Here is a 25,737-nt window from a genome sequence, read left to right on the forward strand (position 1 = left end):
AGGCGGATAGACATTCCGCCTTCAAATTGTAATATTGTAAACGTTTTATGCTGCTGTATTCGGGGTAAAGAGACTTCTAAATTCATCGCCGCTAAGTGTTTCCTCACGCAGAAGCGTTTGCAGCGATTGTGTAAATACATCGCGTTTCGCATCGAGCATCGCCTTTGTTTGCAGCATAAGCTCATCTAAAATCTCACGATTGATAGTAGTCCATGCTTCCTTCGTCATCATGGAGGAATCGATAATACCGAGATCGGTTAATCCGGATTCGACTAATGTTTTCACGATGCTCATCGATTGTTCGAAATCGCCACGCGAGCCTGTGCTCCGATCACCATAGAACATTTCCTCTGCCGCAGCTCCCCCGAGCGCAATCATAATTTGCCCGTTAAGAAACTGCTTCGTATAAAGGTATTGATCCTGCTGCGGATTGTGGCGAACATAACCTAGAGCTTGTCCGCGCGGAGATAATGCTACTTGAGAGACGCTGCCTGGACGAACCAGCTCAGCCATGATCGCATGACCGAGCTCATGAAGCGCAATGCGCTTACGTTCTTCCTTCGATGCCTCGCGATCCGTCTTCTCACCCATCATCACTTTATCGATTGCCATCGATAAATGGCTTTCTGCTATTTTGTCACAGCTCTCCCGCATCGCATAAATCGCCGCTTCATTCATGACGCTCTCCAGCTGTGCGCCTGAGAAACCATATGATTCTCTTGCGATTCGGTCCAAGTCAACATCATCATCTATCGGCTTATTTTCTGCATGTATATTCAAAATATGCAGTCTGCCCTTCTTATCCGGCAGTTCGACTCCAATGTGACGGTCGAAGCGACCCGGACGCAAAAGTGCGCTGTCGAGCATTTCCTTTCGGTTGGTAGCCGCGATCAACAAAATACGCGGCGATTCATTCGCGTAAATACCGTCCATCTCAGTCAGCAGCTGATTCAAGGTTTGATCATATTCACGCTGCTGCCCGCCGTCCCTTTTGCCGCCGATGACTTCAATCTCATCGATGAAAATAACAGCGCTGCTTTTTTTCGCCTTGTTCGCCTTTGTACGCGCCTCTTTAAACAGGTCGCGCACACGTCCAGCACCTACACCGACATACATCTCAACGAACTCGCTGCCGGAAGCGGCCAAATAAATGGAATCCGTATATTGCGCTGCCGCCTTAGCGAGCAAAGTTTTGCCGGTTCCCGGCGGTCCTGCTAATAAAATGCCTTTCAACGGACGAATGCCCAGCTTAGCAATTTTATCTTGATGGACGAGAAAATCAAGCGCCTCGACAAGCTCCTGCTTTGCCCGCTCCTGGCCCCCGATTTGCTCGAACGTTAATGGTGTCGATTTTTCTTCCGTGCGGCGCTTCTGGCCGGTTATTGCGGTTAGCTTGCCTCTGCCGCGTGCTGCGTAAACAACAGCAAAACCAAGCAAGCCAAGCATAAGCATCGGCACGACATTTTGCCCGATATAAATAAAAAAAGCGATAAGAACAGGCACAAAGCCTATTGCGATTTCCGCTCCGTATTTTCTCATATTACCACGCCTCCAGTTGGCCTGGCGTACGTGGAAGCACCACATATTTAACAGCTTCAGAATTTTTTATCGTGATATAAACATTCGTTTCATCCATTTCAGTCGTAACTTTTACATCCTTCATGGACTTCGCGGCATCGTTCATCGCATTTGGGATGCTGGAGTACGTTTTTGTCTCCATCGCTTCCGCAACTTTAAACAACGACGCATACCATAAATCATCTAACTGTTTGTTAGACTTGCCCTTGATTTCAAGCTTAAGTTTGCGGTCACCAAAAACATCCTTGCCGTTTACCGAAATGCTCTCATATATGTCTCGAATATTAGCATCAGGTGCGAGCTCGAGCTGAATAATTACTTGGTCGCGATTCATCACAGGCTTGTCAGACGATACAACGCCCTGAACTTCCTTAACGACTTGCTCTATTGGCGCTGCTACGGCTACTTGATTGTAGATAGCCCAGCCTCCAAATAAAACGGAAGCCGTAATCGCAGCTGTAATGATAACAGGCATCACTCGTGGTCTCATCATAATCAAAATCCCTCCTGCAGCATATTATGATCTTTCCGTATATCAACTCCGCTATACGAAAGTATATCACGAAACGCTTCAGGAATCGTCCTGCAATATAAGGAAACGGAGCCTTAAGGCTCCGTTTTGGCAGGTAACTTATATGAATCGATTAAATCTCCGTTATCGAAGCTGTAGAAATCATAGAAAAAATGCTGCGGCTTCCGGCCGTCACTATAATAGAGCTCCCAAACCGGCTTATCGTCAAGCAATCCGGGCTGAATTCGTTTCAATTCGGAATCAGGCTTCTCGTTTTTAAACATATTGGTAAGCTGGCGCTCGCTAATGCCTTCAGAGGATTTTCTAATCTCCGGCAGTCTATCTTCGGTCAGCCATACGAATACCTTTTCGTCCGCTTGATTTTTGCCTTCAACGACCCAGCTTTCCTTATTCCATATATGATGATATACGTTCTTGATCGATGCAAGTTCAGCCGCTTTTATCGCTTGTTTTTTGACATCTCTTATAGCTGACCATTGCGGGTTTTGTATTTCGCGAAAGTATATAAAGAAAACGGTAATGAACAGCAAGAGGCAAGCGACGATAACGAACAGCCATCTTTGCAGTGTCATGAACGGCGGACGTTTCCTGACTATCGCGCGCATTAGGCTCTCAACAACCTCTCGAAACTCGCTTGCGCCTCGTAACGGATTTTCTCCTCATCGAGCAAGGTGCATTCGCCGTTTTTCAATACTTGACGGCCGTCAATCCATACATGCTGCACATCGCGTCCAGAACCGGAATAGACCAAATGAGAGATTATATCCGTTTTCGGGTAGAAATGAGGCTGCTCGATGTCTATAGCGATGAAATCGGCCTTCATCCCTGCCTTCAGGCTGCCGATTTGATCTTGCTGCCAAATGGACTTTGCGCCATAGACCGTACCCATCTTTAATGCCTCGAGTGCCGGAACAGCAGTAGGATCTCCCGAAACGCCCTTATGCAGCAAAGCCGCAAAACGAATTTCTTCGAACAAATCTAAATTATTGTTGCTGGCGACACTATCCGTTCCAAGCGATACCGTTACACCGGCACGAAGCAGCTCCGGAACGCGCGCGATGCCGCTTGCCAGCTTAAGGTTGCTGACAGGGTTATGCGATACCGCTACTTCTTTCGCAGCAAGCAGCTCAATCTCAGCATCATTCAGATGAACCGCATGCGCCACCAAAGCAGGACGCGAGAAAAAGCCAAGACGATCCAAATGCTCTACTGGACGCAGGCCATAATCGCGAACGTTTTGCTCAACCTCAGCGATCGTTTCAGACATATGCGTATGAAGCGGCAAATTGTAATCATGGGCCGCCTGAACGAATCGTTCGATATATTCAGGAGGACAAGTATAAGGAGCATGAGGGGAAATCATTGTCGTAATGCGGCCGTCCGCTTTGCCGTTCCAGTCACGGGCGAAGGCAATCGCTTCGGTAAGCTTGGCCTCTTGCACCTCTGTCGGACAAAGACCGATAACGCCTCTAGTCAAAACGCCGCGGATGCCGCTCTGCTCAACCATCTGTGCGACCTGATCCATCCGGTCATACATATCGACGAAAGCAGTCGTGCCCGAACGAAGCATCTCTACAATGGCTAGAGCGCTGCCTGCGCGCGTATCTTGATCGACATATTTGCCTTCCATCGGCCACATCTTTTGCTCCAGCCATACTTGCAGATTTTGATCATCCGAGTATCCCCGAAGCAAACTCATCGCTGCGTGACCGTGCGTATTAATAAGACCCGGCATAAATGCCAATTTACTGCCGTCGATTTTTTGAACATCCCCGGAAAGCTGCTCTGGCGCCTCTGTGCCTATGTAGGTGATCCGATCATTCGTAACGACCATATGCCCCTTAAAGGACGGATTTGCATCATCCATCGTAATAAACAAACCATTTTCAATCCAAATCTGACTCATTCTGCGCCTCTCCTTCTCTAACCAAATAATAAGCTAAGCTAAGCAATTCTTTCGTAAAATCTGCATTTTGTATTCTAACCTCATCCGGTACCCGTAAGATGGCAGGCGCGAAGTTCAATATCCCCTCGACGCCTGCATCCACAAATTGATTGGCGACATTTTGCGCTTCAAAGGCCGGTACCGTAATGATGCCTATTCTAATTTTTTGTTCCGCAACAGTTTTCGCCAGCTCGCTCATAGGCAGCACTTTCAAATTATTTATGCTCGTTCCGATCTTGTTCGGATGAATATCGAATACGGCCGTAATTTGCATGTTGTCCTTGGAATACTTATTGTAATTGCATAAGGCGTGCCCCAAATTACCGGCCCCCACCAATGCAACCTTAATCGTCTGATCAACCTTCAAAATTTGCCGTATCTTTTCAATTAAGTAAACGACGTCGTAGCCGACTCCCTTACGTCCAAATTCACCGAAATAAGCGAGATCCTTGCGGATTTGAGCAGGGTTTAGATCAAGCTTCACGCCTAAATCTTGAGATGAAACGGTTTGGACTTCGCGATTAAGCATCTCGTTTAATACTTGAAGATAAATAGGAAGCCGCCTGACGACAGCCTCCGATATTTTCGTTTGCTTCATCGCTTTTCCTCCTCTACACTTGACGCGGCTTGACTAACCAGCGGCTCCTGCTTTTCATCGGACAGCCATTCCCGCATACGGACGACTAATTGATCCGTATGCATCGTTTCGATTTTTGGACCCGGCAGCGAATATAAGAAATGCTTCCCATAATAAGTGTCGATTACCCTTGTATCATAAATAATTACAATTCCTTTGTCCTGCGACGTTCTTACAAGCCTGCCGAAGCCCTGCTTAAAGCGGATAACCGCTTGAGGTATGGAGAGCTTCATAAACGGGTTCTGCTTTTGCCGCTGCAGCATTTCCGCCTTAGCCTCCGCCAACGGATGATTCGGCGGCTGGAAAGGCAAACGAACGATTGCTAAGCAAATCAATGCTTCGCCGGGTATGTCTACACCTTCCCAGAAGCTGCTCGTTCCGAGCAAAACGGACTCGGGCGTTTGACGGAATCGTCTTGTGAGCTTCGTGCGGTTACCGCTGTCGATCCCTTGTCCGAGCACCTGAATACCTGCTGAGCTAAGCAGCTCCTTGAGGGGCTCATAGACCTGCTTAAGCATACGGTAGGAAGTAAACAGTACAAGCATCCTGCCGTTTGTTTCTTTCGCTGCGTCAGCTAGCGATTTAACAAGCATTTCCAAGTATGAACCATCAACGGCGGCTCCTTTCAAAACTGGGAAATTGCGCGGTATGACCACAAGCGCCTGCTCCCTGTAATTGAACGGAGATGGCAGTTGTACCGTCTTAAGCCTACCTTGCTCTTCATAACCGGACAAGCCCAGCTGCTCAGCAGCATATTGAAATGATTTTTGCACAGATAAAGTGGCTGACGTAAGCACAATACTTTCTTTTACATCGAAGAAATATTTTTGCAGCTGCGCGCTTACATCTACCGGAACGCCGTACAATTGCACAGACCGATAGCGGTATACACTGCTTGCTTCGATCCAGAATACCGAATCCGCCAGCTCTAATTTAATAAACGTCCTCAGTTCATCCTTCAGCCGCGATAAATCACGAACGGCGCCGTTAAGATCGGTAATTATCGCTTGCACGCTGGAATCATCAACCCGGTCTTTGATGTCAGTAACCATTTTATCGACGGTTCGAATAACGCGGTTAAGCTCCGTATACAGGTTTGCTTCAACAGATTCGCTTTCCTCCCAGCTTGCAGGGAGCTCGTTTTTCTTAAGCCGGCATACCGATTGCCCGTTCTCGGTTGGACTATCGGATGAAGTGGACGTAAAGCTGTAGAACATCTCGAACAGCTTATCCCAATGCTCCTTTATCTCCCCAAAAATCGGTATGACCGTATCAATCGTCTCCAGCCAGGAAGCCTGATGGGCGTCATCTTCATACATGAGCTTTTGGCGCAGCGCAGGCAATAATCCTGTACGGTTGTCCTTGAACAAACGGAGCACGGCCTGCGTCAGTGAGAAATAATTTATTTGCATGCCAAGATGCTTTCCGGCTACCTCTTCAACATGATGCGCTTCATCAATAATAAGATGGCTGTATGTAGGAAGCAAACGATGATCCGCTTGAACGTCGGTAAACAGCATGGAATGGTTCGTAATTGTAACGTCGGCAATATTAGCTTCATGCTTTGCCCGGTGATAGAAGCATCTTTTAAACCAAGGACATGCCCGGTTTAAGCAGGAATCCGTATCGCTTGCAACTGTTGACCAAAATTCAGCGCCTTTGTTGCCGAAATTGAGTTCTTCCTGATCGCCGGTTTCTGTCTCGCCAAGCCATACGACCATTTGCGCAGCCGTAACGGTATCCTCGATTGGCGATACTAAATCCTTCGTATTCACTTTCCCTTCGAATTTACGCAGACATAAATAATTCCCTCTGCCTTTGAATATGGAAGCTTTGAACTCGAACGGTAAAATTTCCTCAAGCAGCGGTAAATCGCGCTGCCGAAGCTGCTCCTGCAAATTGATCGTATGCGTGCTGACAACAACTTTTTTGCCGTTTTGAATGCCGTAATAAAGCGCAGGAATCAAATATCCGAGCGATTTCCCTGTACCTGTTCCAGCTTCGATGAGCAAATGCTGATTCTGATTGAGAGCGCTGTATACCTCATGGAACATAGCAACTTGCGCTTCCCGCTCTTCAAAATTTTCAAATTTTTGTTCAAACCTCTGCCTAACGTCAGCCAAATAATTTTCGAACGACACATCGGTAAACGGCAAAGCGTTGCCGCTGCCTGTGCGTGGCGGCTGCTCGTCGTTCCATTCACGTACCTTCAAAGCAAATTGATTGAAATAGTCGTATTCATTCGATTCAAATACGGTACGATACTCCATCTGCTGCTGAGTTTGCTTAATAAACCAGCTTAAATCGCTGCCGTCGTCTATAAGCGCGGATAGCCGCTGCAAAGTGAGCAGCGGCATTTTGCGAAGCTTTTTGATCGATTCGATAAGCAGTAGCGCGGTTGCCCTTGCATCGCTATCAGCCCGGTGATGCTGATCATGCGGTATACCGAAGAGCTCGGTTACAGCTCCGAGTTGATACGTATTAATCGATGGATATAAAATGCGAAGCAGTTCAATCGTATCCAGCCTGCGTCCCGCAAAAGAACGTAATCCGCAGCGGGCTAGCGCTTGGTTCAAAAAACCGGCGTCGAAGCCGACATTATGAGCGACTAACACAGTGTCGTCCAATAACGGAACGACCTTGTCGATTACTTCTTTGAGCGTTGGAGCATCCGCAACAACCGTTTCATCTATGCCTGTTAATTGTGTAATGAAAGTCGGTATTGGGATATTAGGCCGAACAAAGGAGCTAAACGTATCGATAATTTCAAGCTCATCGGAAACGATGACCAGCCCAACTTGCAAAATGTCATCCTCCGAGCTATGTCCCGTCGTTTCTAAGTCCAATACTGCAAATTTCATTCATTCCCCGATCCTCTCACAAACAGCACAGCTCCGTGCTTCCGAAATATAACGATAATTGCTTGGGTGTTTCTTGACATGACTTCAAATTGTTAAGTGGATCCTTAAAGCTTGGGCATACATCATGAGCCTTTTTAAATAATTGCTCCGCTTGCGCCAAATTCATGTGCACCGCTTGAATGCACCCTAGCGCATTATAGCCCATGGACAGCCATTTGGGAAAGTCCGTTAATGCAATCAACAGCTGAAAATGCCGCTGGGCTTCGCTCCAATTTTGTAGATGCATTTGAGTCATGCCTAGAAACAGTCTAGCCAAATTACATTCCGGCGATTGTATAATAACGATTTGAAACTGTGCCGCCGCTTGTGAAAACATAAATAACTTATAATAACCTTGTCCCTTGGAAATAATGGAAGCGAGCTCGTCAGGTATTTCTAAATCGGCCGCATTGCAGGTTACTGCGGCACTTACAGGTATGCTTTGCGGAGCTGGTGCAGCGGATGGTTGCGGTGCTGCATGCTCGCTCTGCTGTTCCTTGAATACGGCAAATTTCTCCTCAAATTCGAGCCATTGCTCGATGAACATATCGCTTACCTTCTTCAGTTCGTTCAATTGTTCATCGTACAGCTGCTTTTCCTTTGCGCCTGCGCCTTCATACTGATTAATAATTTGATCAAGCATTTCGTTCATGGATGAAAACATATGCTGGAACATACCGCATCCCGCCTTCGCCAAAGAATTAAGGAGTGTTATGTTCATTTTTTGTTTTAACGATGTTTTTCATACGGCATCCCAATCGTTACATAACGCAGGGATTATAGTCACCAATCAACAAGCTACAGAATAGTCGCGTGCAGCTCCTCATTTATAATTTGCAGAGGACGATTATCGGCATCGAGAATGGTAACAAGCGGTCTGTGTTCCTTGGCTTCTTCATCCGTCATCATGGCATAAGATATGATAATGACCTGATCGCCCGGCTGCACCTGTCTTGCAGCTGCTCCGTTCAAGCAAATGACGCCTGAGCCTCGTTTGCCGGTAATGACATACGTCTCAAAGCGCGCTCCGTTATTATTGTTAACGATTTGAACCTTTTCATTTTCCCATATATTAGCCGCATCCATTAAATCCTCATCGATGGTTATGCTACCTACATAGTTCAGGTTCGCTTCCGTTACGGTTGCCCGGTGCAGCTTGGACTTCATCATCGTTCTGAACATGCTCATTCACCTCCGATGCCTGTAAAATTCGGTTATCTATAAGACGTGTTGCGCCAAATTTAACGGCTAATGCTAAAATTAACGGTTGTTTAATCGATGCTATGGAAGCCTCAGCCTCCGGTACCTGCAAGGAAGGATAATGCAGCAGCTCAACATAATCGATGACCGCTGCACTGGCTTTGCTGAGCTCCACCTTTACCTTCGCTTGAAGACGTTCTACAGTCATTTCAGCCTGCTTCAGCCAATCAGAGGCTTGCTGTAAGGTCCTCGACAAAATGACGGCTTGCTCGCGCTGCTCCGCATTTAAATATACGTTCCGGGAGCTAAGGGCAAGACCGTCCGGCTCGCGCACAATCGGACACGGCACGATTTGAACCGGAAAGTTCAAATCGTTGACCATTTGCTCGATAACCGCAACCTGTTGAGCATCCTTCATACCGAAATAAGCGCGATCCGGCGCTGCTAGATGAAACAGCTTGCTTACCACTGTTCCTACGCCATCGAAATGTCCTGGCCTTGACGCGCCGCATAAACGGTCAGTTACCTGATTGACAATGACCGTCGTGAGCGGCTTTTCTGGATACATTTCTTGAACGGAAGGAAGAAACACGATATCGGTTCCGCATTCTTCCGCAATTGCCAGATCGCGTTTCTCATCTCGCGGATAACGGTCCAAATCCTCATTAGGTCCGAATTGCAGCGGATTAACGAAAATACTAAGAACGGTTACGTCATTCTCAGAATGGGCTTGACGCAGTAACGAGGCATGACCTTCGTGCAGAAAGCCCATCGTCGGTACGAAGCCAATCGTTTTTTTCGCTTCGCGGAAGCCGGTCAGTTGCTGCTTAAGCTCTGCTTTCGTCCGGCAAATCTTCATGTTAGCCGAACCCCCTTCTCAGACTGGGTGCTACCCTGGTCCGCATTACTGTTCCCGCTTGTATCCGCGCCGCCATAAAGCGTCTGTATTGGCGCAGGCTGTGCCGAGAATACATGCTCCTCCTCAGGGAAAGCGCCTGACTTTACTTCCTCCACGTACGATTGAATTGCATTTCTGATGGTCGTACCGATATCCGTATAGGTTTTCACGAATTTTTTCTCAAAATAAGGCGAGGCATACTGTAAAATATCATGATAGACCAGTACTTGACCATCGCAGCCCCGTCCGGCGCCAATTCCGATGACCGGTATTTTGAGCACATCGCTGATCATGGTTGCAAGAGGCTCTGTGACAAGCTCAAGCACGATACTGAAGGCTCCGGCTTCCTCCAGCGCTTTCGCATCATTAACAAGCCGTTCGGCTTCCGAATCGAGCTTGCCTTGCACCTTATAGCCGCCAAGCTGATGCACAGATTGCGGAGTAAGGCCGATATGTCCCATAACAGGTATTCCAGCTTTGACAAGTGCTGCGACATCCGAAGCGATATCGGCGCCGCCCTCAAGCTTAACAGCTTGTGCTCCGCCTTCCTGCATAATCTTAGCTGCATTGCGCAGTGTGGATTCGCGGCCGATGCCATACGTCATAAAAGGCATATCGGCTACGATAAACGTTTGCTGTGCTCCCCTCGCAACCGCTCTTGTATGATAAACAATATCGTCGATCGTGACGGGAATGGTCGTATCATAGCCAAGCACGACATTCCCGAGTGAATCGCCAACAAGTATTACGTCAATTCCTGCTTCTTCAGCAAGTTTAGCTGAAGGATAATCATAAGCTGTTAAAACGGAAATCGCATTGCGGTCCTGTTTCATCTTCTTTAAATTTGTAATCGTCAGTCGTTTCCTCATCAGCTTCATCCCCCGTTCAATGATAGGATAAACACAAAAAAACCTTTTAGCCGCTGCTAAAAAGGTCCCCAAACTGAAAAGGAAACGTTTGCTTGTTGTGCTTCCTTCTGTCTCGGTCCCTACGGCTCAGAGCAGAGTGTGCATTCCCAACCATTTACATATTATCGTTCAACACCAGTGCAGCTTCCTAAGAATACCGCCTGATGATTTTAGTTTACCAAACTTTCCTCATTCCGTAAACGGCATCAGTTCCTTATAGAGGCTCGCCCATTTCCGCAGAGAAAACAGATTTTACAGAGCCATCCCCAAGTTCAATGCGAATTGCACCGCTCTCATCAAGGCCGATAGGAACGCCAAGGATATCGCCCTGAGGGGTAATAAGCCGCGCAGGCTTGCCCAAAGATACCGACAATGCCTCCCATAGTGTAACGATCGGACCAAAGCCTTGGTCGTGATAAAGGAAATAAAGCTGTTCCCATTCCTTTAGAAAATCGGCAATGATCTCCTCCCTTGCCCACTTCTGCCCGCTGCTGATGCGGAGCGAAGTCGCCTTCTCCAGCAATTCCGCCGGATAATCGGCTTCCTCTAAATTAACGCTAATGCCTATTCCTGCTATGACATAGCGCAGCCGTTCATCCTCTGCAGCCGATTCGAGCAATATCCCGCTAATTTTTTTGCCTGCAATAAGCAAGTCATTTGGCCATTTGATTCCGATCGGCAACGCTGTTATTCGCTTCAAGCTTCTGCACAGCGCAACAGCTGTCAGCAGCGTAAGCTGTGGCGCAAAATGAATCGGCACAGACGGGCGCATCACCATGCTCATCCAAATCCCTTTACCGCGCGGCGACACCCATCCGCGTCCCATCCGGCCGCGACCGCTGAGCTGCTGCTCGGCAAGGAAAATCGTACCTTCTGCAGCCCCTTCTTCGGCTGCTGCACGCGCAAGATTTTGCGTTGACTCCACCGTTTCGAATATAGATACAGTTTGACCGAATACGCTTGATTCAAGACGCCGGGTCAGCGCTTCTCCAGTAAGGTTGTCCGGAACACTAAGCAGCCGGTAGCCAAGCCGTCTAGATGCTTCAAAATGATACCCTGCTGCTTCAAGCTTGCGAATTTGCTTCCAAATCGCGGTTCTGCTTACGCCGAGCTCTTGGCTGATGCTTTCTCCCGATACGTATTCACCCGGCCGCTCTTCAAACAACCGAAGCAAGGGCTCATTATTCATATACATTTCCTCCTAAAGTTTTGCGAAGCAAAACACTTCGTAAGCATTATCTTAGTCCATTAACGAAGCTTGCTGAAGCAATACATGCTTATCATTCTCGAGCTCGCCAAGAGCAACCGACAACAGCAAATGATTCAAACGCTCGCTCACCCAAGGGCCTGCTTCCCTCTGCAGATGGCTCGACAGGTCTCTACCGCTAATTTTAAGCTGCTTGAGCGAAGAAATGGTCATAACAGCAAGCCAGCTATCCAAACGGTTTAGAAGGCCGCTAGATAAGCTCTGCGGCGATGCTTGGAGTGTTCGTATAACTTCAAGCCAGTCGCTTGCCGGTTGTTTTCCAAACCGGATAATGATGTTGAGCCAAGCGGATTTAAGCTTATATTCATCCTCATGTTCTAAATTATTCAGTATTTCCTTGTGAATGGCGACAAGCGATGAAATCGTCTTGCTGCGGGAATTCGAGAACCGAAGTACCTGCAGCGCCTGCTGTGTTGCCTCTACTGACAGCTGCAAGCCTATAGCCAGCGCAGCCCATCGCAAATCGACCGCCTCCAGCATATGAAGACGTGTAAACTTAAACGCGGTTTTGGCTGACCGGTCTGCTTCCTTCAAAGAAAACTCGGTTTCCTCAAGAAAAGGCTCCTTCAAATGAAACAAAAGTCCGCTCGCTGCTGCATAATGAAGCGCTCTCTGCGGCGCGGCTCCTGCGAGCATTTTATCAAGCTCAACCTGCACGCGCTCCATCGCAATAAATTTCAGCAAAGCACGATGGCGTGAAATCGCCCGCCATGTCCGATAAGCCGGAGTAAGCTCGTAAACGCCAATGAAACGCACTGCTCTAAGCATGCGAAGCGCATCCTCTTGAAAGCGGGCGTCCGGATCGCCTACCGAGCGGAGTGTCTTGCTCTGCAAATCCTGTACTCCTCCATAGGGATCGTACAGCTCGCCGTCCTCGGAAAGCGCCATGGCGTTCATCGTAAAATCCCGTCGCAGTAGATCGCCGTCAAGCTCCGTAATATATTGCACGCTCTCTGGTTTTCGATGTGCCTCATACGCTGACTCTTGCCTAAACGTCGTCACTTCATAAGTAAGTCCGTCGATTATGACGGTAATGGTGCCATGCTGCAAGCCCGTCGGTATGCAGCGCTCAAATAGTGCAAGCACCTGCTCCGGACGGGCTGAAGTAGCGATATCGACGTCTTTAATCGACAAGCCTAGAATGGAATCCCGGACTGCTCCTCCCACAAAGAAGGCTTCGAAATGATGCTCTCGAAGCCGCTTAACGATGGGCAATGCGGATTTAAGCGGTTCTGTTAATGAAAGCCGCATGTCATACACCTTCCTTGACAGCAGACTTTATCTGCTAATCGCCGCATACAGCAATCGGCAGGTCTGCCTCGATGCCAAGCACCCGATAATAAATGTGTTCATATTGCGTCGTGATCACATCGTTGCAAAATTCATTTCTCGCTCTAAACAAGCAGGCTTTCCTGAATTGCTCGTGCAGCTTCTTATCGAGCAGAAGGCGCTCAGCATTGTTGGCCATATCTTCAACATCGCCGATCGGTGACAAGAAACCTGTCTCCCCGTGTGTAATAAGCTCAGGAATGCCCCCGGCATCCGATCCGATCGTTGGAACGCCGCAGGCCATCGCTTCAAGCGCCACTAAGCCAAAGCTCTCTTTCTCTGAAGGGAGCAGCAGTAAATCTGCCATGGAAATAACCTGTGAGACATCCTCCTGCTTGCCTAAGAAGTGAACGCGCTCCTCAAGACCAAGCTGACGGATCCGGCATTGGATTTTCGACAGCTCCGGACCTTCTCCTACGAGGAGCAGCTTTGAAGGGACCTTCTCCGAAACGCGGGAAAATATTTCGACGACATCTCCAACCCGCTTAACGGGACGGAAATTAGAAATGTGCATCAATATTTTCTCATGCGGAGCAGCGTAATCCGAACGCAACGATACAACATCACGCGGGTAATACACACGCTTATCGACAAAATTGTAGGTTAAATCAATTGGCGTCGTTATATCGAGCACTTGTCTCGTTTCATTGATAAGATCTTTAGAGACTGCCGTTACGGCATCGCTCTGATGAATGGCGAGACGGATTAAATCTTTTAAGGACTCATCCTGCGCAAGTACAGTAATGTCGGTTCCATGCAGCGTCGTAACTGTTTTAAGACCGTTGCCGGTCATTTGCTTTGCCAAATAAGCGCAAACGGCATGGGGGATTGCATAATGGACATGCAGCAGATCAAGCTGCTGCATTTTTGCTACTTGCGCCATTTTGCTTGCTAAAGCTAAATCATAAGGCGGATAACGGAACACATAATAATCGTTAACCTCAACCTCATGGAAAAATATGTTCTTATTGAAATGACCTAATCGAAAAGGAATGCTGTGCGTTATAAAATGAATTTCATGGCCGCGTTCCGCCAGAAGCTTTCCAAGTTCGGTAGCAACGACGCCCGATCCGCCCAAGGTAGGGTAACAGGTTATGCCAATCTTTAATTTTCTCGCCACGGTTGTCGCGCCTCCTGTGTTCGTCACATATAACTATTGTATTACACAAGAGCTGTACGACTTGTCAAAAAAATTGTACGGCGTGAGGACGCTTCAAAGCAAAGCCCTCGGCAAACGCCCAGCCTCTTGCTTGTCCAAGCAAAGAATCGCGTGCTTCCACCCGTTCAACATACCGATTCGTTAGCGGCGTAGCCACACGATCGGAACCGGCTGCCGCCGCGTCGAATTGCGAACGGTAGGACATCAGCGCACTGCGTTTCATTTCATAAAAATCGCTAATATCCACGATCAAAGATACTTGATCCACATCATTTATATAATAATAAATAAGCTGTGCGACTTGAACGGCAGGTAGCTCCGGCATATACCGGCGCAGCTTGGCGTTGAACACAGCCTCCTCGATCAACCGGCTGCATGCCACATGATCAGGATGGCGGTCCACCCAATAAGGAGCAAATACGATTCGCGGTTTGAATGTTCTGATTTCAGCAACGATACGCTCGATTTGATCCCGGACAGGCTCTAATCCCCGATCAGGCAGACCGAGATTTGTACGCGCATGCAGCCCAAGCAACTTGGATGCGTCAGCTGCTTCCTGCTTGCGAAGCTCGACAGTTCCGTTGGAAGACATTTCAGCTTCCGTCAAATCGCATACGCCGACTTTATACCCGGCTTGTACATGCTTCGCGATCGTACCGCCCATTCCGATTTCAGCATCATCCGCATGAGCGCCAAAAACGAGAATATCAAGCGCTTCTGTCATTCATCGATACCCGGTTTGTATTTATGCACAAGCTCGCGCCATGCGAAATCACCGCGCTGCAGCGCTTTAACAAGCAGTTCCGCTGTAGCCACGTTCGTCGCGACCGGAATGCCTTGTACATCGCATAAACGAAGCAATGCGATAATATCAGGCTCATGCGGCTGCGCCATTAGCGGATCGCGCAAAAATATAATTAAGTCCATCTCGTTTTGCGCCACTAATGCACCGATTTGTTGGTCGCCGCCGAGCGGACCCGACATAAACCGGTGAATGGACAAGCTCGTTTGTTCCATTATGCGCATGCCTGTCGTACCTGTTGAATACAGCTTATGCGGTACAAATACATTCTCGTATGCTGTTACAAAATTTACGATTTCCTCTTTTTTTCGATCATGTGCGATAAATGCTATGTTTAACATAATGTTCCCCTCTCCTGCTGCCGAATAAATCTAATCCATAATGTGTTCAAAGCCGTATATTAAACCGCTGTACGTCATAACCTTCTTTACTGCCACGTTAACGCCCGGCATGTATCCCGCACGGTCATAGGAATCATGACGGATTTTAAGCGTTTGTCCGTAACCTCCAAACACAACCTCCTGTTGGGCAAATACTCCCGGAAGTCTTACACTATGTATACGGAATCCGTTATAGTATCCGCCGCGCGCGCCTTCAATTACTTCTTCCTCTTGCGGATTGCCTTGACGCAGCTCTTTGCGCACCTTCGAGATCAATTCAGCCGTTTTGATGGAAGTGCCTGATGGAGCATCCAGCTTCTGATCGCCATGATACTCAATAATTTCAACATGCGGCAAATATTTAGAAGCCTCGGCTGCGAATTTCATCATCAAAATTGCACCGATCGAGAAGTTTGGCGCGATTAAGCCGCCGATTCCCTTTTCAAGGCAAAGCTCGTCCAGCTCTTCTATTTGTTCAGGCGTAAATCCGGTTGTCCCGATAATGGGGCGCACGCCAAATTCAATCGAGGTTTTGGTATTGCTGTAGGCCACCTGAGGAACTGTAAAATCAACCAGCACATCAGCCTTCGCACTGCTTAGCGCTTCTTCTAGCGTTGCACTGACTGTAATTCCTGTATTGCCCTTGCCGGCAAGCAAGCCTGCATCGACAGAGCCAGCCGAAGGAGCGACAGCTGCTACCAATTGAAGAGCGTCGTCCTCCAGCACCATTTTCACGACCTCGCGGCCCATTCTCCCGCTTGCACCTGCTACTGCCACTCGTATTTTTTGTGTCGTCATGCCTATCACCTGTTCCTTTTTCTTTTTCTAACATAGATGCGGTTGTGCAGCATGCGCCGCTTCCGGTTAACGTCGGCAAACAGCCTTCTCGCCGCCGAATGGCCTGGATCGAGCCGCATCGCTTCACGTGCGTTCATTGCCGCCTTTTCGTATTGATGAAGGGCAGCATACAAAACTCCGAGCGTATAAAACGCGTCAAAGCTTAACGGATCAAGCGCGGTTGCCCGGTCGAGCAGCTCGGCCGCTTCGGACAGCTTTGGAGGTATCTTCGCAAGCAGAAGATCAGCTTCTGCAAGCAGCAGCTTTGCTTCAACGGTTTGCAAATGATACTTGTATTCCGCGTCTTCCGGATCAAGCCTTAGCGCTGTCTCGGCATGCTGCTTTGCTTTTGCCCACTTGCCGCTGCGTGCGCATGATACGGCGCATGTATGATAATAAAATGCATTTTCCGGTTCGGCCTCTATCGCTTGCTCGAACCAGTATATCGCTTGTTCGAAATCGCTGTTAAAGATGAATTCATAAGCCTTCTTGATGCAGCTCTCTCCATCCATCCGCCCATCCTCCTTGTACACAGGTTGATGGTACAGCATATGTTGGGAGCTTGTTTACAGTTCGGTTATTTTCTTTGTCCACCGGTTCGCATCGCGAGTCTTGAACTTATGCATAACCTTATTATGCGCTTCCGTTAAATCAATATTGAGCGAATTAGCGAAGCAGGAAAGAATAAATAAAATATCGCCAAGCTCCATTTCAACGGAATTATCCGCTTCATCGGCCTTTTTAGGCTTCTCGCCATAGAAATGGTTCACCTCGCGGGCAAGCTCTCCAACTTCCTCCGACATTCTGGCCATTAGCGCAAGAGGGCTGAAGTAGCCTTCTTTGAATTGCGAAATGTAATCATCTACTTCCCGCTGAATATCTGACAATGATTTTTCCGACATCGATGCATTTCCTTTCTGTCGATAGCTATACCTCCCTATGTTAACGTAAAGGCCTATTTAAAATCAATGTTTTTCGATTGATGGAAATTAGCCATACTACATATAAGGAAATGTTTTTAACCAGCCTGCTGCATTTGTTGATCCGAGGTCATCATTTCTATAAATATTAGGGAGTGTAACGAGATGGCAAAAATATTGCTGCAAATGCGTTTGATTATTCCTATTCTGATCGGCACCGCTGTATATGCGTTCGGGCTGCATTATTTCGTTATCCCCAATCAATTAATGGAGGGCGGTGTGACGGGTATTGCCGTGCTGCTTAATTATGCGGCTGGTTTTCCGCTCTCCATCTCTACATTGGTGTTGAACGTTCCCTTGTTTGTTCTCGGATGGAAGGCGCTTGGCCGCGGTCAAATGATGTATACGCTAATTGGGATCGTATCGTTATCCGGCTTCCTTGCTCTGATGGAGCATTTAATTGACAGCAAGCTGCTCGTCCCCTTCAAGAGTACGCATGATTATATGCTGGCTGCTCTGTACGCAGGAGTTACCTTAGGGAGCGGACTTGGGATCGTATTCCGCTTTGGAGGCACTACGGGAGGTGTAGATATAGTCGCTCGTATCGTAGCTCGGTCAAGGGGAATAAGCATGGGGCAAATTATTTTGACACTAGATGCTCTCATTATCGGTATTTCGCTGCTTTATATTTCAATCGAGAAGGTGCTTTACACGCTTGTCACCGTATTTATCGCATCGAAATTAATTGATTTCATTCAAGACGGCGCTTATGCGGCCAAAGCTTTTTCAATTATTACCGAGTACGGAGAGGCGATATCCAAAAAAATTACGATTGAGCTTGATCGCGGGGTCACCCTTATACCTGCAAAAGGCGCTTTCTCCGGACAACATAAAGAGGTCGTCTATTGCGTCGTCCAGCGGCAAGAAATTCGCCGCCTGAAAACGATCGTCCGCAATATCGACCCCCGCGCCTTTATCGTTATTAATGAAGTGCATGACGTTCTTGGGGAAGGCTTTAAGGAAGAATAACTGCGCTACGGCAGCGGCTTTACGCCAAACGGATTCGCCTTATATTTTCTCCAGCCTGAATAGGTAAGAACAGCTGAAATAAGAGCTCCTAATAAGAACGTCCAGCTTAATGGATTAGCATTCGGGATCGCCGCAACAGCAGGAAGCACTTGCGCGCTGCCGCTTTGTTCAAATAAACGAATCAGAGACTCCTTTAACGCTTCCAGCGACCGATCAATCATCGCCTCATTCGTAATATTATTTGCATGAGCTTCCAGCAGACGATTCGTATAAACAATCCGTTCTGTCAGCTCTGCTTCACGCATGCTTCCGTAGAGCATGTTAATCGCTGATTCTATACGCTCCGCATGCTCCTGCAGGCTCGTCATTGCGCCTCTAGCCGCAATCGCCCCATCATTAGTTTGACGTTTCCAAGCCTTCTCTACCCGCGATATATCATCCAGCATTACGCTTTCGTATTGCAGCCATAACGCATGATCAGGTCTGACGAGCGCATCTGCAGCTAATCTAATCCGCGCAGCTTCCATTAACCAGCCTGAGGCAGTTGCTCCGTTTAAAAGGGTTTGCTCGATATAGTTGGCATCCTGTCCGATAGCCGACCAGCCCTCGCTCTTTCCTGATGTATGCTTAAGTCCGCTTTCAACGATACGCTGCAGCTGCTGGACATATTGAAAGCCTGCCTGACGGTTGTTCGTATAAGCTGCTTCATATAATGAGCCTGCAATATCATCCAATCGTTGTAGTTGTATGTATGAGCTTGACGATAACAGGTTCGCATACTGGTTAAGCGACGCGCCACTACCCCAAACTGACCCAGCATAGCCGATCGTCATGACGATACAAATGACGAATGGAACAATAAATCGTACCTTCATGGACATCCCCCCATAGATCACTCTATGAGGGGATGTCCAGCGTTATACCTTCTTTCTGAAGCGCCACACAAGCAAAGCTGCCCCAAAACTAAAGAAGGATAATCCATATGTAAAAGCGCGTACTGCCGTTAAATCATCCATTAATTCTTTTGCAAGATACGGAAAGACCCCAAACGTATAATCCACCGTATCATTTAGAAGAAGCCAGCATGCAGCTGCAAGGAGAGAGAAAGCGCCAGCCTTCATAAAGCGGAAAAAGAGCAGCGCCTCGAATGCCATTCCCAAATGAGAAGCCATGAGCATGTAATGCTGCCAATGCAGATCATCGCCCTGCCATGCTCCTGCAACGATCATGGACACAGCCCAAATGCCGTATTTGACCGAGCACACAACAGCCAATGCTTCTATAATAATGCGTCCAACGGTTACATAGCGATACGGCTTAACCGGCGGAAACAGCAAATAAAGGAGCGCGATAGTGAAAAACAAGCTTGCCGTCGGGGAATCCGGAACAAATACGATTTGCCATAACGGGTGGTGGTTTAGCGTATCAATTAGTTGTCCTTCATACCATATGTACCCATAAATGGTCCCTGCCAAATTAACAAGAAACAACAGCCACAAAAATGAACGGTTAAGCAAAAATTCGCGGCTCCAGAAAATAGCGAGCATAATGAACCACTTCTCCTTCGGCATATCGTAGTGTGCGCAGTCCTATATTCGAAGAAAAACCTGACCGTGTAATACGATCAGGTTTTGTTAATCGGTTTATTCTGTCGCCGCTTTCTGTTTGGACAGCCATGTTGTTAGCTGGTCAATTTCTTCGGCAGATAATTTATCAGCGAATGAAGGCATTCCGTTACGACCGTTCGTAACTACCTCTACAAGCTGTTCCTTCGTCAATCTGTCACCAACACCGACCAAGCTAGGAACAGAGCCTTGGCCTTTCAGGTCAGCGGCATGACAGCTAACACATTGTGCTTGCTTGGCAATATCCATTGCCGGATCATTCGCATCTACAAGCGCAGCTTCAACTGCCGGCTTCGTATAGTTCGGACGCTCTTCACCTTTTTCAGCAGCTTCGCGAGCTTTCTCTTCACGCTCGATATGCTCTGGCACTTGTCCGTTGATTTCCAATTGGTGTGTGTAGTGATCCCAAGAAATAACTGTCAAATACACGCACGCAATAAGCGTTAGTCCCATTAAGGAAGATGCAATTGGACGGCGGTAGAAGCGGCGCTCCTTACCTGTGTCCAAAAATGGTGCAAGAAGCAATGCGCCGAACAATACTGCAGGAACACCAACTGTTCCGAGCAAGATATAATCTTGCGATACGTACGGATATTTCAAAAATTGATACAAGAACAAGAAGTACCAGTCAGGCATCGGTATGAAAGCCGCATTCGTTGGATCTGCGGGATAGCCAAGCGGTGCCGGCTCCGCAATACACCATACTAGAAAACCGACCAGCACGACACAGCCGACCATCCATTCCTTAAGCAGGAAGTTCGGAATAAACGCTTCCGATTTACCCGGGAAGGACGTATAGTCCGGCGGAATGCTAGAAATGTTGCTTTTCTTAACACGTGAGTCGCCTACATAGACAACCTTCTCGTTCGAATTATGACCATGCGCCATAAGTAAGCCTCCCTTCGCTTAAAGTGGTCCCGAAATACCTTGTTTCCGAATCATGATAAAGTGCGCAGCCAGCATCGCAATCAAAGCGCCAGGCAAGAAGAATACATGGATCGCAAAGAAACGAGTCAGCGTTTGCGCGCCTACGATATCGCCCCCGTATAGGAAAGAAGCGAGATATGGTCCGATTACCGGTACGGATTCAGCAATTTGGACACCAACTTTTGTTGCGTAGTAAGCTTTGTTATCCCATGGGAGCAGGTAGCCTGTGAACCCAAGGCCTAACATGATGAAGAAAATCAGCATTCCGACAACCCAGTTCATTTCGCGCGGCGCTTTGTAAGAACCGGTAAAAAACACTCGAAGGGTATGTAGGAACATCATTACAATAACTAAGCTTGCCCCAAAATGGTGCATGCCTCGAACGATTTGTCCGAATGCAACCTTATGCTGCAGGTAATCAACACTCGCATAAGCGTTAATGATGTCCGGAACATAATACATCGTCAAGAACATACCGGACAAAATTTGGATGACTGTGATGAAAAACGTCAAGCCGCCGAAACAGTAAACGAATGCGGAGAAATGATGCGCCGGGTTAACATGCTCAGGCACTTCGTGGTCAGCTACATCTCTCCATAGCGGCGTAATGTCAAGACGTTCGTCAATCCAGTTGTATACACTTTTAAACATCTGAAATACGCCCTCCTTAACTCGTTCTTGTATTCGGCATTACTGGACCCAAGTATACGAATCCGTTCTCAAGCTTCACTTCGTATTCATCCAATGGATTCGGGGCAACCGCAAGGTTTTTCCCGTCTTTCGTGTAGCGTGCGTCGTGACAAGGACAATCGTATTCGTTTTGCCCTTTCGTGTTCCAGCCGATCGTACAGCCTAAGTGCTTACAAACTGGAGAAAGTGCAAAAATCTTGCCGTTAGCATCCTTCGAAATCCAAGCTGCAAGCTCCGGATCACTCACGTACCAACCATCGATCTGATGAATTTTAAATTTAAATTCTTGCGGCTCGTCCGTAATTTTGCTCTCTTCCACAACTTTTACGTAAGTGCCCTCACCCTTCTTCTCTAGGAGTGGGTCCACTGCGAAACGAACCATTGGCAATACCGCTCCACCCATCATAAATGCAGTCGTGCCGCCGAGCGTATATGACAAAAACTGACGTCGGGACATTTCTTTGCGCTGAACCGGTCGATGCGCGGTCTCGTGTTGTTCATGGTTACTCATCTTCTGTTCTAACCCCCTTTGCCAACCATATCTCGCGTCTTGCCGCAGGGCAAAAACACATGACGAACTAGGACATAACTTATAATAGCCTAGGTGCTTGGGAGCGTCAAGAATATGGCTTGATATTTGCATGCTTAACAAAATTCCGTTCAATAATTTGTTATCATTTTGTCACATTTGACCTTGTCTGGCATTTGTTTTCCCCAAAATCCGATTATATTATACGACAAAATTATGAAGTTGATGAAGCTTGTCCGCTCCATAATGCACGGATCGCATCCGATACTTCGGACTGTCGCGGCAAAACTCCCTCTCCTCCTGATTGAAACCATAAATCAACCGCCGGGCAATGGACATTCAAATCCTTATTCGCCGTTACGACGATTACATAACGAAAGCCTAAACGTTTAATTGAGGAACACCATTCATTTAAATGGTCTGCAAGCTCACCGCTGTTACAGATGTAATGCCAAGCGGGATAGGTGACTACCCGGCCCTTAAACGGTATCTCGATCAAATCCATAACGTCTCTTAACTGCTCAAGCCATTCCGTCGCCTCGTAGGGCTTTACCGCTGAAGATATTCCGGTTACCGGCAGCAGGCAGGTGTCCAAATAAGGACTTAATTCATCCCACTGCTCTCTCGTTATTTCACTGAATTTCATCCTGTTATTCTCACTCCTTAACATAATCGCAAGCATAGCGGGCATCGCTGCTTCTATGTTAACTCCAATTCTGCTCATTGCCAATTGCTAGATTCAGAAAAAAAAGCCTTCCAACGCCTGATACGGACAGCTGCGTCCGTATCAGTCAGGAAAGCCTTGTGCGCAGTATCGTCAAACGACAGATTGAACGACGAACGCTATTTTCTCAATTCATTTAACTGTTTCGCGAGACGGTAAAACGTATCCTCATCGCCTGCGGCCAGCGCTTTGTCTATTGCCGTATAGATTTGATTGGTTTGAAATTTCAATACCGCATCGTCAAGCACGAATTCTGCAGCCAAACCGAGCATCGCTTCATACGTTACTTTCATTTTGTCCATAGGATACACCTCCAAACCGGCGTTAAGAGATCCTATATTCTATTCCCTTTGTCACGTAGCTCTCCATCGTCTTTCTCATACGCAGTAGATCGTCCTCTGTTAATTCTCTTACGACTTTGGCGGGTGAACCGATAGATAGAGTATAGGGTGGTATTTTTTTATTCTCTGTAACAATCGAACCGGCTCCTATTAAAGCATATTCACCAATGTCTGCGCCGTTAAGTACGATTGCCCCCATTCCAATTAATGTGCCTTTGCCTATGGTACAACCGTGTATAATTGCGGCGTGACCGATAGACACCTCATCATCTAATAGTAATGGTTGGTTCAAATTTAAGTGACCGACGACACCATCCTGTATGTTGCAGCTATGTCCAATTTTTATGGGCGCGAGATCTCCGCGCAGTACCGCATTAAACCATACGGTGCTTTTCTCAGCGATGGTTACATCGCCGATAATTTTTGCGCCATCCGCTATGTATACATCTTCATGAATGTTTGGCATTACACCCTTGTAAGGAATCAACAATTTTTATCCGCTCCTTATGATTGATCAATTAAAGTAGGAATACTGCTTATTATCCTCATACTCTAGCTTATATTTGATCTTACACCAAGAGCGGAATAAAAAAAATTAACGTAATACTAGAGGCCCAGTCTCTTCTAAGCTGACACCCGATACGACTGCCCGTCCCGCCTTCGTCATTCTGACGACGGTCCCGTAAACCGGATGCTCGCCAAGCCTCAGCAGCCCTAAGTGAACCATCATTGTCATAATGCGCTGCTCTAATATCGTATTTGCGTCATCGTAATAGTAAGGCTTGATGAACGGCACGAGTACCTTTCTCAATGATTCTACCGTAACCCATTCTCCCGCTAGCGCATTAATCCAATGCACGAGCGATAATAAATGGGTAATGGGGCCCTTATAAATTTTGAGCCAGAATCTGTAGATCTGCTCCGCTTCACCGGGCGGCCTGCTATGAATTCGCTCTTCGCCTGTCCCCGTAACCGAAAGCACCGCTTGATTCTCGCTAATGTACTTATTGAAATAACAATAGTCGTATACAAGCGACAACCGGTTCGGGTAATGGTTGAAATGTCTGCCGTATCCAAAGCGCCAAGCCCCTTTGGCCGGAAGCTCCTCCTGAACGCCAAACCGGTCAAGCAGCTGTAAGATGAACCTTTTGTACATTGAGCCGTCAGCTGTTAGCTGAACTTCATTGTGATAGGTGTAATGAAGCAAATGAGTAATATCGTCGTGAATTAACATTTGCTCATCACGATAAACCGGCGGCTCGTCCGTATACTGCAGGTCAGCTGCAAACCTCTTGGCAAGCGTATCCCGAAAACGCACTTTCAAATCATTGGGCACCTGGAACAAATACCTGCTTGGGCCGCTAAATCCGTTAAACAACCAGCCATGGTGCTTAAATTTTGCAATCATTTCTCGCGGACTTAGCGGCTTGTCGGCATCTGCTGCATTTTTTTTCGTTCTTTTTGATTTTTTTGGCGGATCCGGCTCCGTCTTGACTGCCTCTTCACCGAATCTGCTTTGCTGCACGCGTGCGAGCAAATCCTCCAGGCTAAAGGAGTTTCGGGCTTCGAACAACAAAGAATTCAGGAATCGTAAGTCCTCCAGCTTCATGCTGCTTATTTGCGCTTCAAAAACATCGTTTCGACTTACGGTAGAGAGAATGGATTGAATCAAATCGTTTTTGGAATGTCCGTTGCACTCGCACCGGTAAACGTCTGCAATTCTGCTAAGCTGTTGAATGTCCGCATAACCTAGCATATCCGATAAATTCATAGCTCTCCCCCTTTTTACGAAAGCCGCTCATTGCTGCTAAACGGCCCGCTTCGTAAGCGTATTGTGCAATGGATAAGCGTCAGTTGATATCATTATGGGAAAATATCTATTTTTTTATAACCTAGATTACAAGGAGTTTAATTAAAAAAAGAGCCCCTCCAGTAAGATAATCATGGAGAGACTCTGTTATGGTTGTATTTATTGGTTTAAATGGACCGTGCAATTATACAGCTGCGGATGCCATTTATCCCCGCGGCGCTTCAATATCGAGTAAGATAAGTTTGATAAATGCTGATCCTCAAGCTCCGAACATAGCTCTGCCAATATTTGCGCGAGAAAGCTTCCATGTGAAATGACGAGCAAATTCCGGCCGGCGTGTTCATGCTGCCATTCTTTAAGGGCACTTAAACCGCGGGCCCGGACGTCGTCATTCGACTCGACTCCTTCGGCAACGTCACGCCACTCTTTTCCCCAACGTGCATGCCTCTCCTCCTCCATTGTTCCCTCAACCTCGCCAAAGTACCTCTCTCTGAGCCGTGAATCGCTTTCGAGAAGCGGTATACCCAGTTTCTCAGCAATTATTTGTGCGGTCGCAAAGGCTCTCTTAAGGTCACTGGATACGACGGCATCCCAAATACGCGCTTCGCCGCTCAACCGGTTTGCTAATGCATTCGCTTGAGCTATGCCCTCCTTATTCAAAGGAATATCGGTCTGACCCTGAATTTTCCCTTCCGCATTCCAATCCGTTTTCCCATGGCGTACTAATCCGATTAACAAAACTGCATCAATCTCCTTTTCATAGTAGATAC

At 47.4% G+C, this 25,737-nt stretch carries 29 protein-coding genes; 1 reads left to right on the top strand and 28 read right to left on the bottom strand.

The window, feature by feature from the left end; all coding sequences use genetic code 11:
- Nucleotides 1-45 precede the first annotated feature (45 nt).
- From AC0YNZ_RS06350 to AC0YNZ_RS06435, 18 genes are all read right to left on the bottom strand, one after another.
- A complete protein-coding gene (locus AC0YNZ_RS06350; protein WP_475825826.1) occupies nucleotides 46-1,539 on the bottom strand; it encodes an AAA family ATPase in 1,494 nt (497 codons plus the stop codon).
- A gap of 1 nt (nucleotide 1,540) precedes the next feature.
- Nucleotides 1,541-2,071: a hypothetical protein gene (locus AC0YNZ_RS06355; RefSeq protein ID WP_475825827.1), complete on the bottom strand. Its 531-nt coding sequence runs from the start codon at nucleotides 2,069-2,071 to the stop codon at nucleotides 1,541-1,543.
- 113 nt (nucleotides 2,072-2,184) lie between these two features.
- The gene (locus AC0YNZ_RS06360) at nucleotides 2,185-2,682 is read right to left on the bottom strand and encodes a cell wall elongation regulator TseB-like domain-containing protein (protein ID WP_475825828.1); all 498 of its coding nucleotides are present in this window, start codon (nucleotides 2,680-2,682) and stop codon (nucleotides 2,185-2,187) included.
- A gap of 32 nt (nucleotides 2,683-2,714) precedes the next feature.
- Nucleotides 2,715-4,016 (bottom strand): amidohydrolase, encoded by a 1,302-nt coding sequence (locus AC0YNZ_RS06365; protein WP_475825829.1) that lies wholly within the window; start codon nucleotides 4,014-4,016, stop codon nucleotides 2,715-2,717.
- Nucleotides 3,997-4,653, bottom strand: coding sequence for a redox-sensing transcriptional repressor Rex (locus AC0YNZ_RS06370; protein ID WP_475825830.1), 657 nt, complete (start codon nucleotides 4,651-4,653; stop codon nucleotides 3,997-3,999). The genes AC0YNZ_RS06365 and AC0YNZ_RS06370 overlap by 20 nt, the downstream gene beginning before the upstream one ends.
- A complete protein-coding gene (gene dinG / locus AC0YNZ_RS06375) occupies nucleotides 4,650-7,553 on the bottom strand; it encodes an ATP-dependent DNA helicase DinG (RefSeq protein WP_475825831.1) in 2,904 nt (967 codons plus the stop codon). The genes AC0YNZ_RS06370 and dinG overlap by 4 nt, the downstream gene beginning before the upstream one ends.
- A gap of 16 nt (nucleotides 7,554-7,569) precedes the next feature.
- Nucleotides 7,570-8,268, bottom strand: a complete 699-nt coding sequence (locus AC0YNZ_RS06380) for a hypothetical protein (protein WP_475825832.1) — start codon at nucleotides 8,266-8,268, stop codon at nucleotides 7,570-7,572.
- 122 nt (nucleotides 8,269-8,390) lie between these two features.
- A complete protein-coding gene (gene panD / locus AC0YNZ_RS06385) occupies nucleotides 8,391-8,774 on the bottom strand; it encodes an aspartate 1-decarboxylase (protein ID WP_110770408.1) in 384 nt (127 codons plus the stop codon).
- Nucleotides 8,701-9,651 carry a pantoate--beta-alanine ligase gene (panC, locus tag AC0YNZ_RS06390; protein WP_475825833.1) on the bottom strand — a complete coding sequence of 317 codons (951 nt, stop codon included), beginning with the start codon at nucleotides 9,649-9,651 and terminating at the stop codon, nucleotides 8,701-8,703. Before panC ends, panD begins: the two co-directional genes overlap by 74 nt.
- Nucleotides 9,648-10,559, bottom strand: a complete 912-nt coding sequence (gene panB / locus AC0YNZ_RS06395; RefSeq protein ID WP_475825834.1) for a 3-methyl-2-oxobutanoate hydroxymethyltransferase — start codon at nucleotides 10,557-10,559, stop codon at nucleotides 9,648-9,650. The genes panC and panB overlap by 4 nt, the downstream gene beginning before the upstream one ends.
- Before the next feature lie 253 nt (nucleotides 10,560-10,812).
- Nucleotides 10,813-11,787: a biotin--[acetyl-CoA-carboxylase] ligase gene (locus AC0YNZ_RS06400; protein ID WP_475825835.1), complete on the bottom strand. Its 975-nt coding sequence runs from the start codon at nucleotides 11,785-11,787 to the stop codon at nucleotides 10,813-10,815.
- A 51-nt stretch (nucleotides 11,788-11,838) separates the two neighbouring features.
- Complete coding sequence (locus AC0YNZ_RS06405) at nucleotides 11,839-13,116, bottom strand: CCA tRNA nucleotidyltransferase (RefSeq protein ID WP_475825836.1); 1,278 nt, start codon at nucleotides 13,114-13,116, stop codon at nucleotides 11,839-11,841.
- Between the two features lie 34 nt (nucleotides 13,117-13,150).
- Nucleotides 13,151-14,314 (bottom strand): N-acetyl-alpha-D-glucosaminyl L-malate synthase BshA, encoded by a 1,164-nt coding sequence (bshA, locus tag AC0YNZ_RS06410; protein ID WP_475825837.1) that lies wholly within the window; start codon nucleotides 14,312-14,314, stop codon nucleotides 13,151-13,153.
- A 64-nt stretch (nucleotides 14,315-14,378) separates the two neighbouring features.
- Nucleotides 14,379-15,077: a bacillithiol biosynthesis deacetylase BshB1 gene (bshB1, locus tag AC0YNZ_RS06415; RefSeq protein ID WP_475825838.1), complete on the bottom strand. Its 699-nt coding sequence runs from the start codon at nucleotides 15,075-15,077 to the stop codon at nucleotides 14,379-14,381.
- A complete protein-coding gene (gene mgsA / locus AC0YNZ_RS06420; protein WP_110770415.1) occupies nucleotides 15,074-15,496 on the bottom strand; it encodes a methylglyoxal synthase in 423 nt (140 codons plus the stop codon). The genes bshB1 and mgsA overlap by 4 nt, the downstream gene beginning before the upstream one ends.
- Before the next feature lie 30 nt (nucleotides 15,497-15,526).
- Nucleotides 15,527-16,333 carry a 4-hydroxy-tetrahydrodipicolinate reductase gene (gene dapB, locus AC0YNZ_RS06425; protein ID WP_475825839.1) on the bottom strand — a complete coding sequence of 269 codons (807 nt, stop codon included), beginning with the start codon at nucleotides 16,331-16,333 and terminating at the stop codon, nucleotides 15,527-15,529.
- A gap of 5 nt (nucleotides 16,334-16,338) precedes the next feature.
- Nucleotides 16,339-16,884 carry a tetratricopeptide repeat protein gene (locus AC0YNZ_RS06430; RefSeq protein ID WP_475825840.1) on the bottom strand — a complete coding sequence of 182 codons (546 nt, stop codon included), beginning with the start codon at nucleotides 16,882-16,884 and terminating at the stop codon, nucleotides 16,339-16,341.
- Nucleotides 16,885-16,938: 54 nt separating this feature from the next.
- Nucleotides 16,939-17,274, bottom strand: a complete 336-nt coding sequence (locus AC0YNZ_RS06435; RefSeq protein WP_110770418.1) for a nucleotide pyrophosphohydrolase — start codon at nucleotides 17,272-17,274, stop codon at nucleotides 16,939-16,941.
- 183 nt (nucleotides 17,275-17,457) lie between these two features.
- Here AC0YNZ_RS06435 and AC0YNZ_RS06440 point away from each other — a divergent pair, with 183 nt between their 5' ends.
- Entirely contained in the window at nucleotides 17,458-18,321 is an 864-nt protein-coding gene (locus AC0YNZ_RS06440) for a YitT family protein (protein WP_475825841.1), read from the top strand.
- A 5-nt stretch (nucleotides 18,322-18,326) separates the two neighbouring features.
- Here AC0YNZ_RS06440 and AC0YNZ_RS06445 read toward each other — a convergent pair whose 3' ends face one another.
- The 10 genes from AC0YNZ_RS06445 to AC0YNZ_RS06490 form a co-directional block, all read right to left on the bottom strand.
- Nucleotides 18,327-19,196, bottom strand: a complete 870-nt coding sequence (locus AC0YNZ_RS06445) for a sporulation protein YpjB (protein ID WP_475825842.1) — start codon at nucleotides 19,194-19,196, stop codon at nucleotides 18,327-18,329.
- A gap of 42 nt (nucleotides 19,197-19,238) precedes the next feature.
- The gene (locus AC0YNZ_RS06450; RefSeq protein WP_475826156.1) at nucleotides 19,239-19,871 is read right to left on the bottom strand and encodes a DUF1405 domain-containing protein; all 633 of its coding nucleotides are present in this window, start codon (nucleotides 19,869-19,871) and stop codon (nucleotides 19,239-19,241) included.
- Between the two features lie 93 nt (nucleotides 19,872-19,964).
- Nucleotides 19,965-20,834, bottom strand: coding sequence for a c-type cytochrome (locus AC0YNZ_RS06455; RefSeq protein WP_475825843.1), 870 nt, complete (start codon nucleotides 20,832-20,834; stop codon nucleotides 19,965-19,967).
- A gap of 18 nt (nucleotides 20,835-20,852) precedes the next feature.
- Nucleotides 20,853-21,524: a menaquinol-cytochrome c reductase cytochrome b subunit gene (gene qcrB / locus AC0YNZ_RS06460; protein ID WP_053376377.1), complete on the bottom strand. Its 672-nt coding sequence runs from the start codon at nucleotides 21,522-21,524 to the stop codon at nucleotides 20,853-20,855.
- Nucleotides 21,525-21,540: 16 nt separating this feature from the next.
- Nucleotides 21,541-22,074: a QcrA and Rieske domain-containing protein gene (locus AC0YNZ_RS06465; RefSeq protein ID WP_110770422.1), complete on the bottom strand. Its 534-nt coding sequence runs from the start codon at nucleotides 22,072-22,074 to the stop codon at nucleotides 21,541-21,543.
- A 232-nt stretch (nucleotides 22,075-22,306) separates the two neighbouring features.
- Nucleotides 22,307-22,738, bottom strand: a complete 432-nt coding sequence (locus AC0YNZ_RS06470) for a DUF2487 family protein (protein ID WP_475825844.1) — start codon at nucleotides 22,736-22,738, stop codon at nucleotides 22,307-22,309.
- 197 nt (nucleotides 22,739-22,935) lie between these two features.
- Nucleotides 22,936-23,118: an IDEAL domain-containing protein gene (locus AC0YNZ_RS06475; protein ID WP_475825845.1), complete on the bottom strand. Its 183-nt coding sequence runs from the start codon at nucleotides 23,116-23,118 to the stop codon at nucleotides 22,936-22,938.
- Nucleotides 23,119-23,140: 22 nt separating this feature from the next.
- A complete protein-coding gene (locus AC0YNZ_RS06480) occupies nucleotides 23,141-23,647 on the bottom strand; it encodes a gamma carbonic anhydrase family protein (RefSeq protein WP_110770425.1) in 507 nt (168 codons plus the stop codon).
- A gap of 105 nt (nucleotides 23,648-23,752) precedes the next feature.
- A complete protein-coding gene (locus AC0YNZ_RS06485) occupies nucleotides 23,753-24,928 on the bottom strand; it encodes a hypothetical protein (protein WP_475825846.1) in 1,176 nt (391 codons plus the stop codon).
- A 198-nt stretch (nucleotides 24,929-25,126) separates the two neighbouring features.
- Nucleotides 25,127-25,705, bottom strand: a complete 579-nt coding sequence (locus AC0YNZ_RS06490) for a histidine phosphatase family protein (protein WP_475825847.1) — start codon at nucleotides 25,703-25,705, stop codon at nucleotides 25,127-25,129.
- Nucleotides 25,706-25,737 lie beyond the last annotated feature (32 nt).

This window comes from Paenibacillus sp. J2L1-98 (genome assembly GCF_056269405.1).

Coding starts and splice junctions, on each gene's coding strand:
- qcrB (WP_053376377.1), bottom strand. CDS start 21,524: ATGTTTAAAAGTGTATACAACTGGATTGACGAACGTCTTGACATTACG.
- AC0YNZ_RS06370 (WP_475825830.1), bottom strand. CDS start 4,653: ATGAAGCAAACGAAAATATCGGAGGCTGTCGTCAGGCGGCTTCCTATT.
- AC0YNZ_RS06365 (WP_475825829.1), bottom strand. CDS start 4,016: ATGAGTCAGATTTGGATTGAAAATGGTTTGTTTATTACGATGGATGAT.
- dapB (WP_475825839.1), bottom strand. CDS start 16,333: ATGACGACACAAAAAATACGAGTGGCAGTAGCAGGTGCAAGCGGGAGA.
- AC0YNZ_RS06380 (WP_475825832.1), bottom strand. CDS start 8,268: ATGTTCCAGCATATGTTTTCATCCATGAACGAAATGCTTGATCAAATT.
- panC (WP_475825833.1), bottom strand. CDS start 9,651: ATGAAGATTTGCCGGACGAAAGCAGAGCTTAAGCAGCAACTGACCGGC.
- AC0YNZ_RS06445 (WP_475825842.1), bottom strand. CDS start 19,196: ATGAAGGTACGATTTATTGTTCCATTCGTCATTTGTATCGTCATGACG.
- AC0YNZ_RS06485 (WP_475825846.1), bottom strand. CDS start 24,928: ATGAATTTATCGGATATGCTAGGTTATGCGGACATTCAACAGCTTAGC.
- AC0YNZ_RS06405 (WP_475825836.1), bottom strand. CDS start 13,116: ATGCGGCTTTCATTAACAGAACCGCTTAAATCCGCATTGCCCATCGTT.
- AC0YNZ_RS06475 (WP_475825845.1), bottom strand. CDS start 23,118: ATGGACAAAATGAAAGTAACGTATGAAGCGATGCTCGGTTTGGCTGCA.
- AC0YNZ_RS06350 (WP_475825826.1), bottom strand. CDS start 1,539: ATGAGAAAATACGGAGCGGAAATCGCAATAGGCTTTGTGCCTGTTCTT.
- AC0YNZ_RS06430 (WP_475825840.1), bottom strand. CDS start 16,884: ATGGATGGAGAGAGCTGCATCAAGAAGGCTTATGAATTCATCTTTAAC.
- AC0YNZ_RS06440 (WP_475825841.1), top strand. CDS start 17,458: ATGGCAAAAATATTGCTGCAAATGCGTTTGATTATTCCTATTCTGATC.
- AC0YNZ_RS06355 (WP_475825827.1), bottom strand. CDS start 2,071: ATGATGAGACCACGAGTGATGCCTGTTATCATTACAGCTGCGATTACG.
- panB (WP_475825834.1), bottom strand. CDS start 10,559: ATGAGGAAACGACTGACGATTACAAATTTAAAGAAGATGAAACAGGAC.
- AC0YNZ_RS06400 (WP_475825835.1), bottom strand. CDS start 11,787: ATGAATAATGAGCCCTTGCTTCGGTTGTTTGAAGAGCGGCCGGGTGAA.
- AC0YNZ_RS06465 (WP_110770422.1), bottom strand. CDS start 22,074: ATGAGTAACCATGAACAACACGAGACCGCGCATCGACCGGTTCAGCGC.
- AC0YNZ_RS06470 (WP_475825844.1), bottom strand. CDS start 22,738: ATGAAATTCAGTGAAATAACGAGAGAGCAGTGGGATGAATTAAGTCCT.
- panD (WP_110770408.1), bottom strand. CDS start 8,774: ATGTTCAGAACGATGATGAAGTCCAAGCTGCACCGGGCAACCGTAACG.
- dinG (WP_475825831.1), bottom strand. CDS start 7,553: ATGAAATTTGCAGTATTGGACTTAGAAACGACGGGACATAGCTCGGAG.
- AC0YNZ_RS06360 (WP_475825828.1), bottom strand. CDS start 2,682: ATGACACTGCAAAGATGGCTGTTCGTTATCGTCGCTTGCCTCTTGCTG.
- AC0YNZ_RS06455 (WP_475825843.1), bottom strand. CDS start 20,834: ATGGCGCATGGTCATAATTCGAACGAGAAGGTTGTCTATGTAGGCGAC.
- mgsA (WP_110770415.1), bottom strand. CDS start 15,496: ATGTTAAACATAGCATTTATCGCACATGATCGAAAAAAAGAGGAAATC.
- AC0YNZ_RS06435 (WP_110770418.1), bottom strand. CDS start 17,274: ATGTCGGAAAAATCATTGTCAGATATTCAGCGGGAAGTAGATGATTAC.
- bshB1 (WP_475825838.1), bottom strand. CDS start 15,077: ATGACAGAAGCGCTTGATATTCTCGTTTTTGGCGCTCATGCGGATGAT.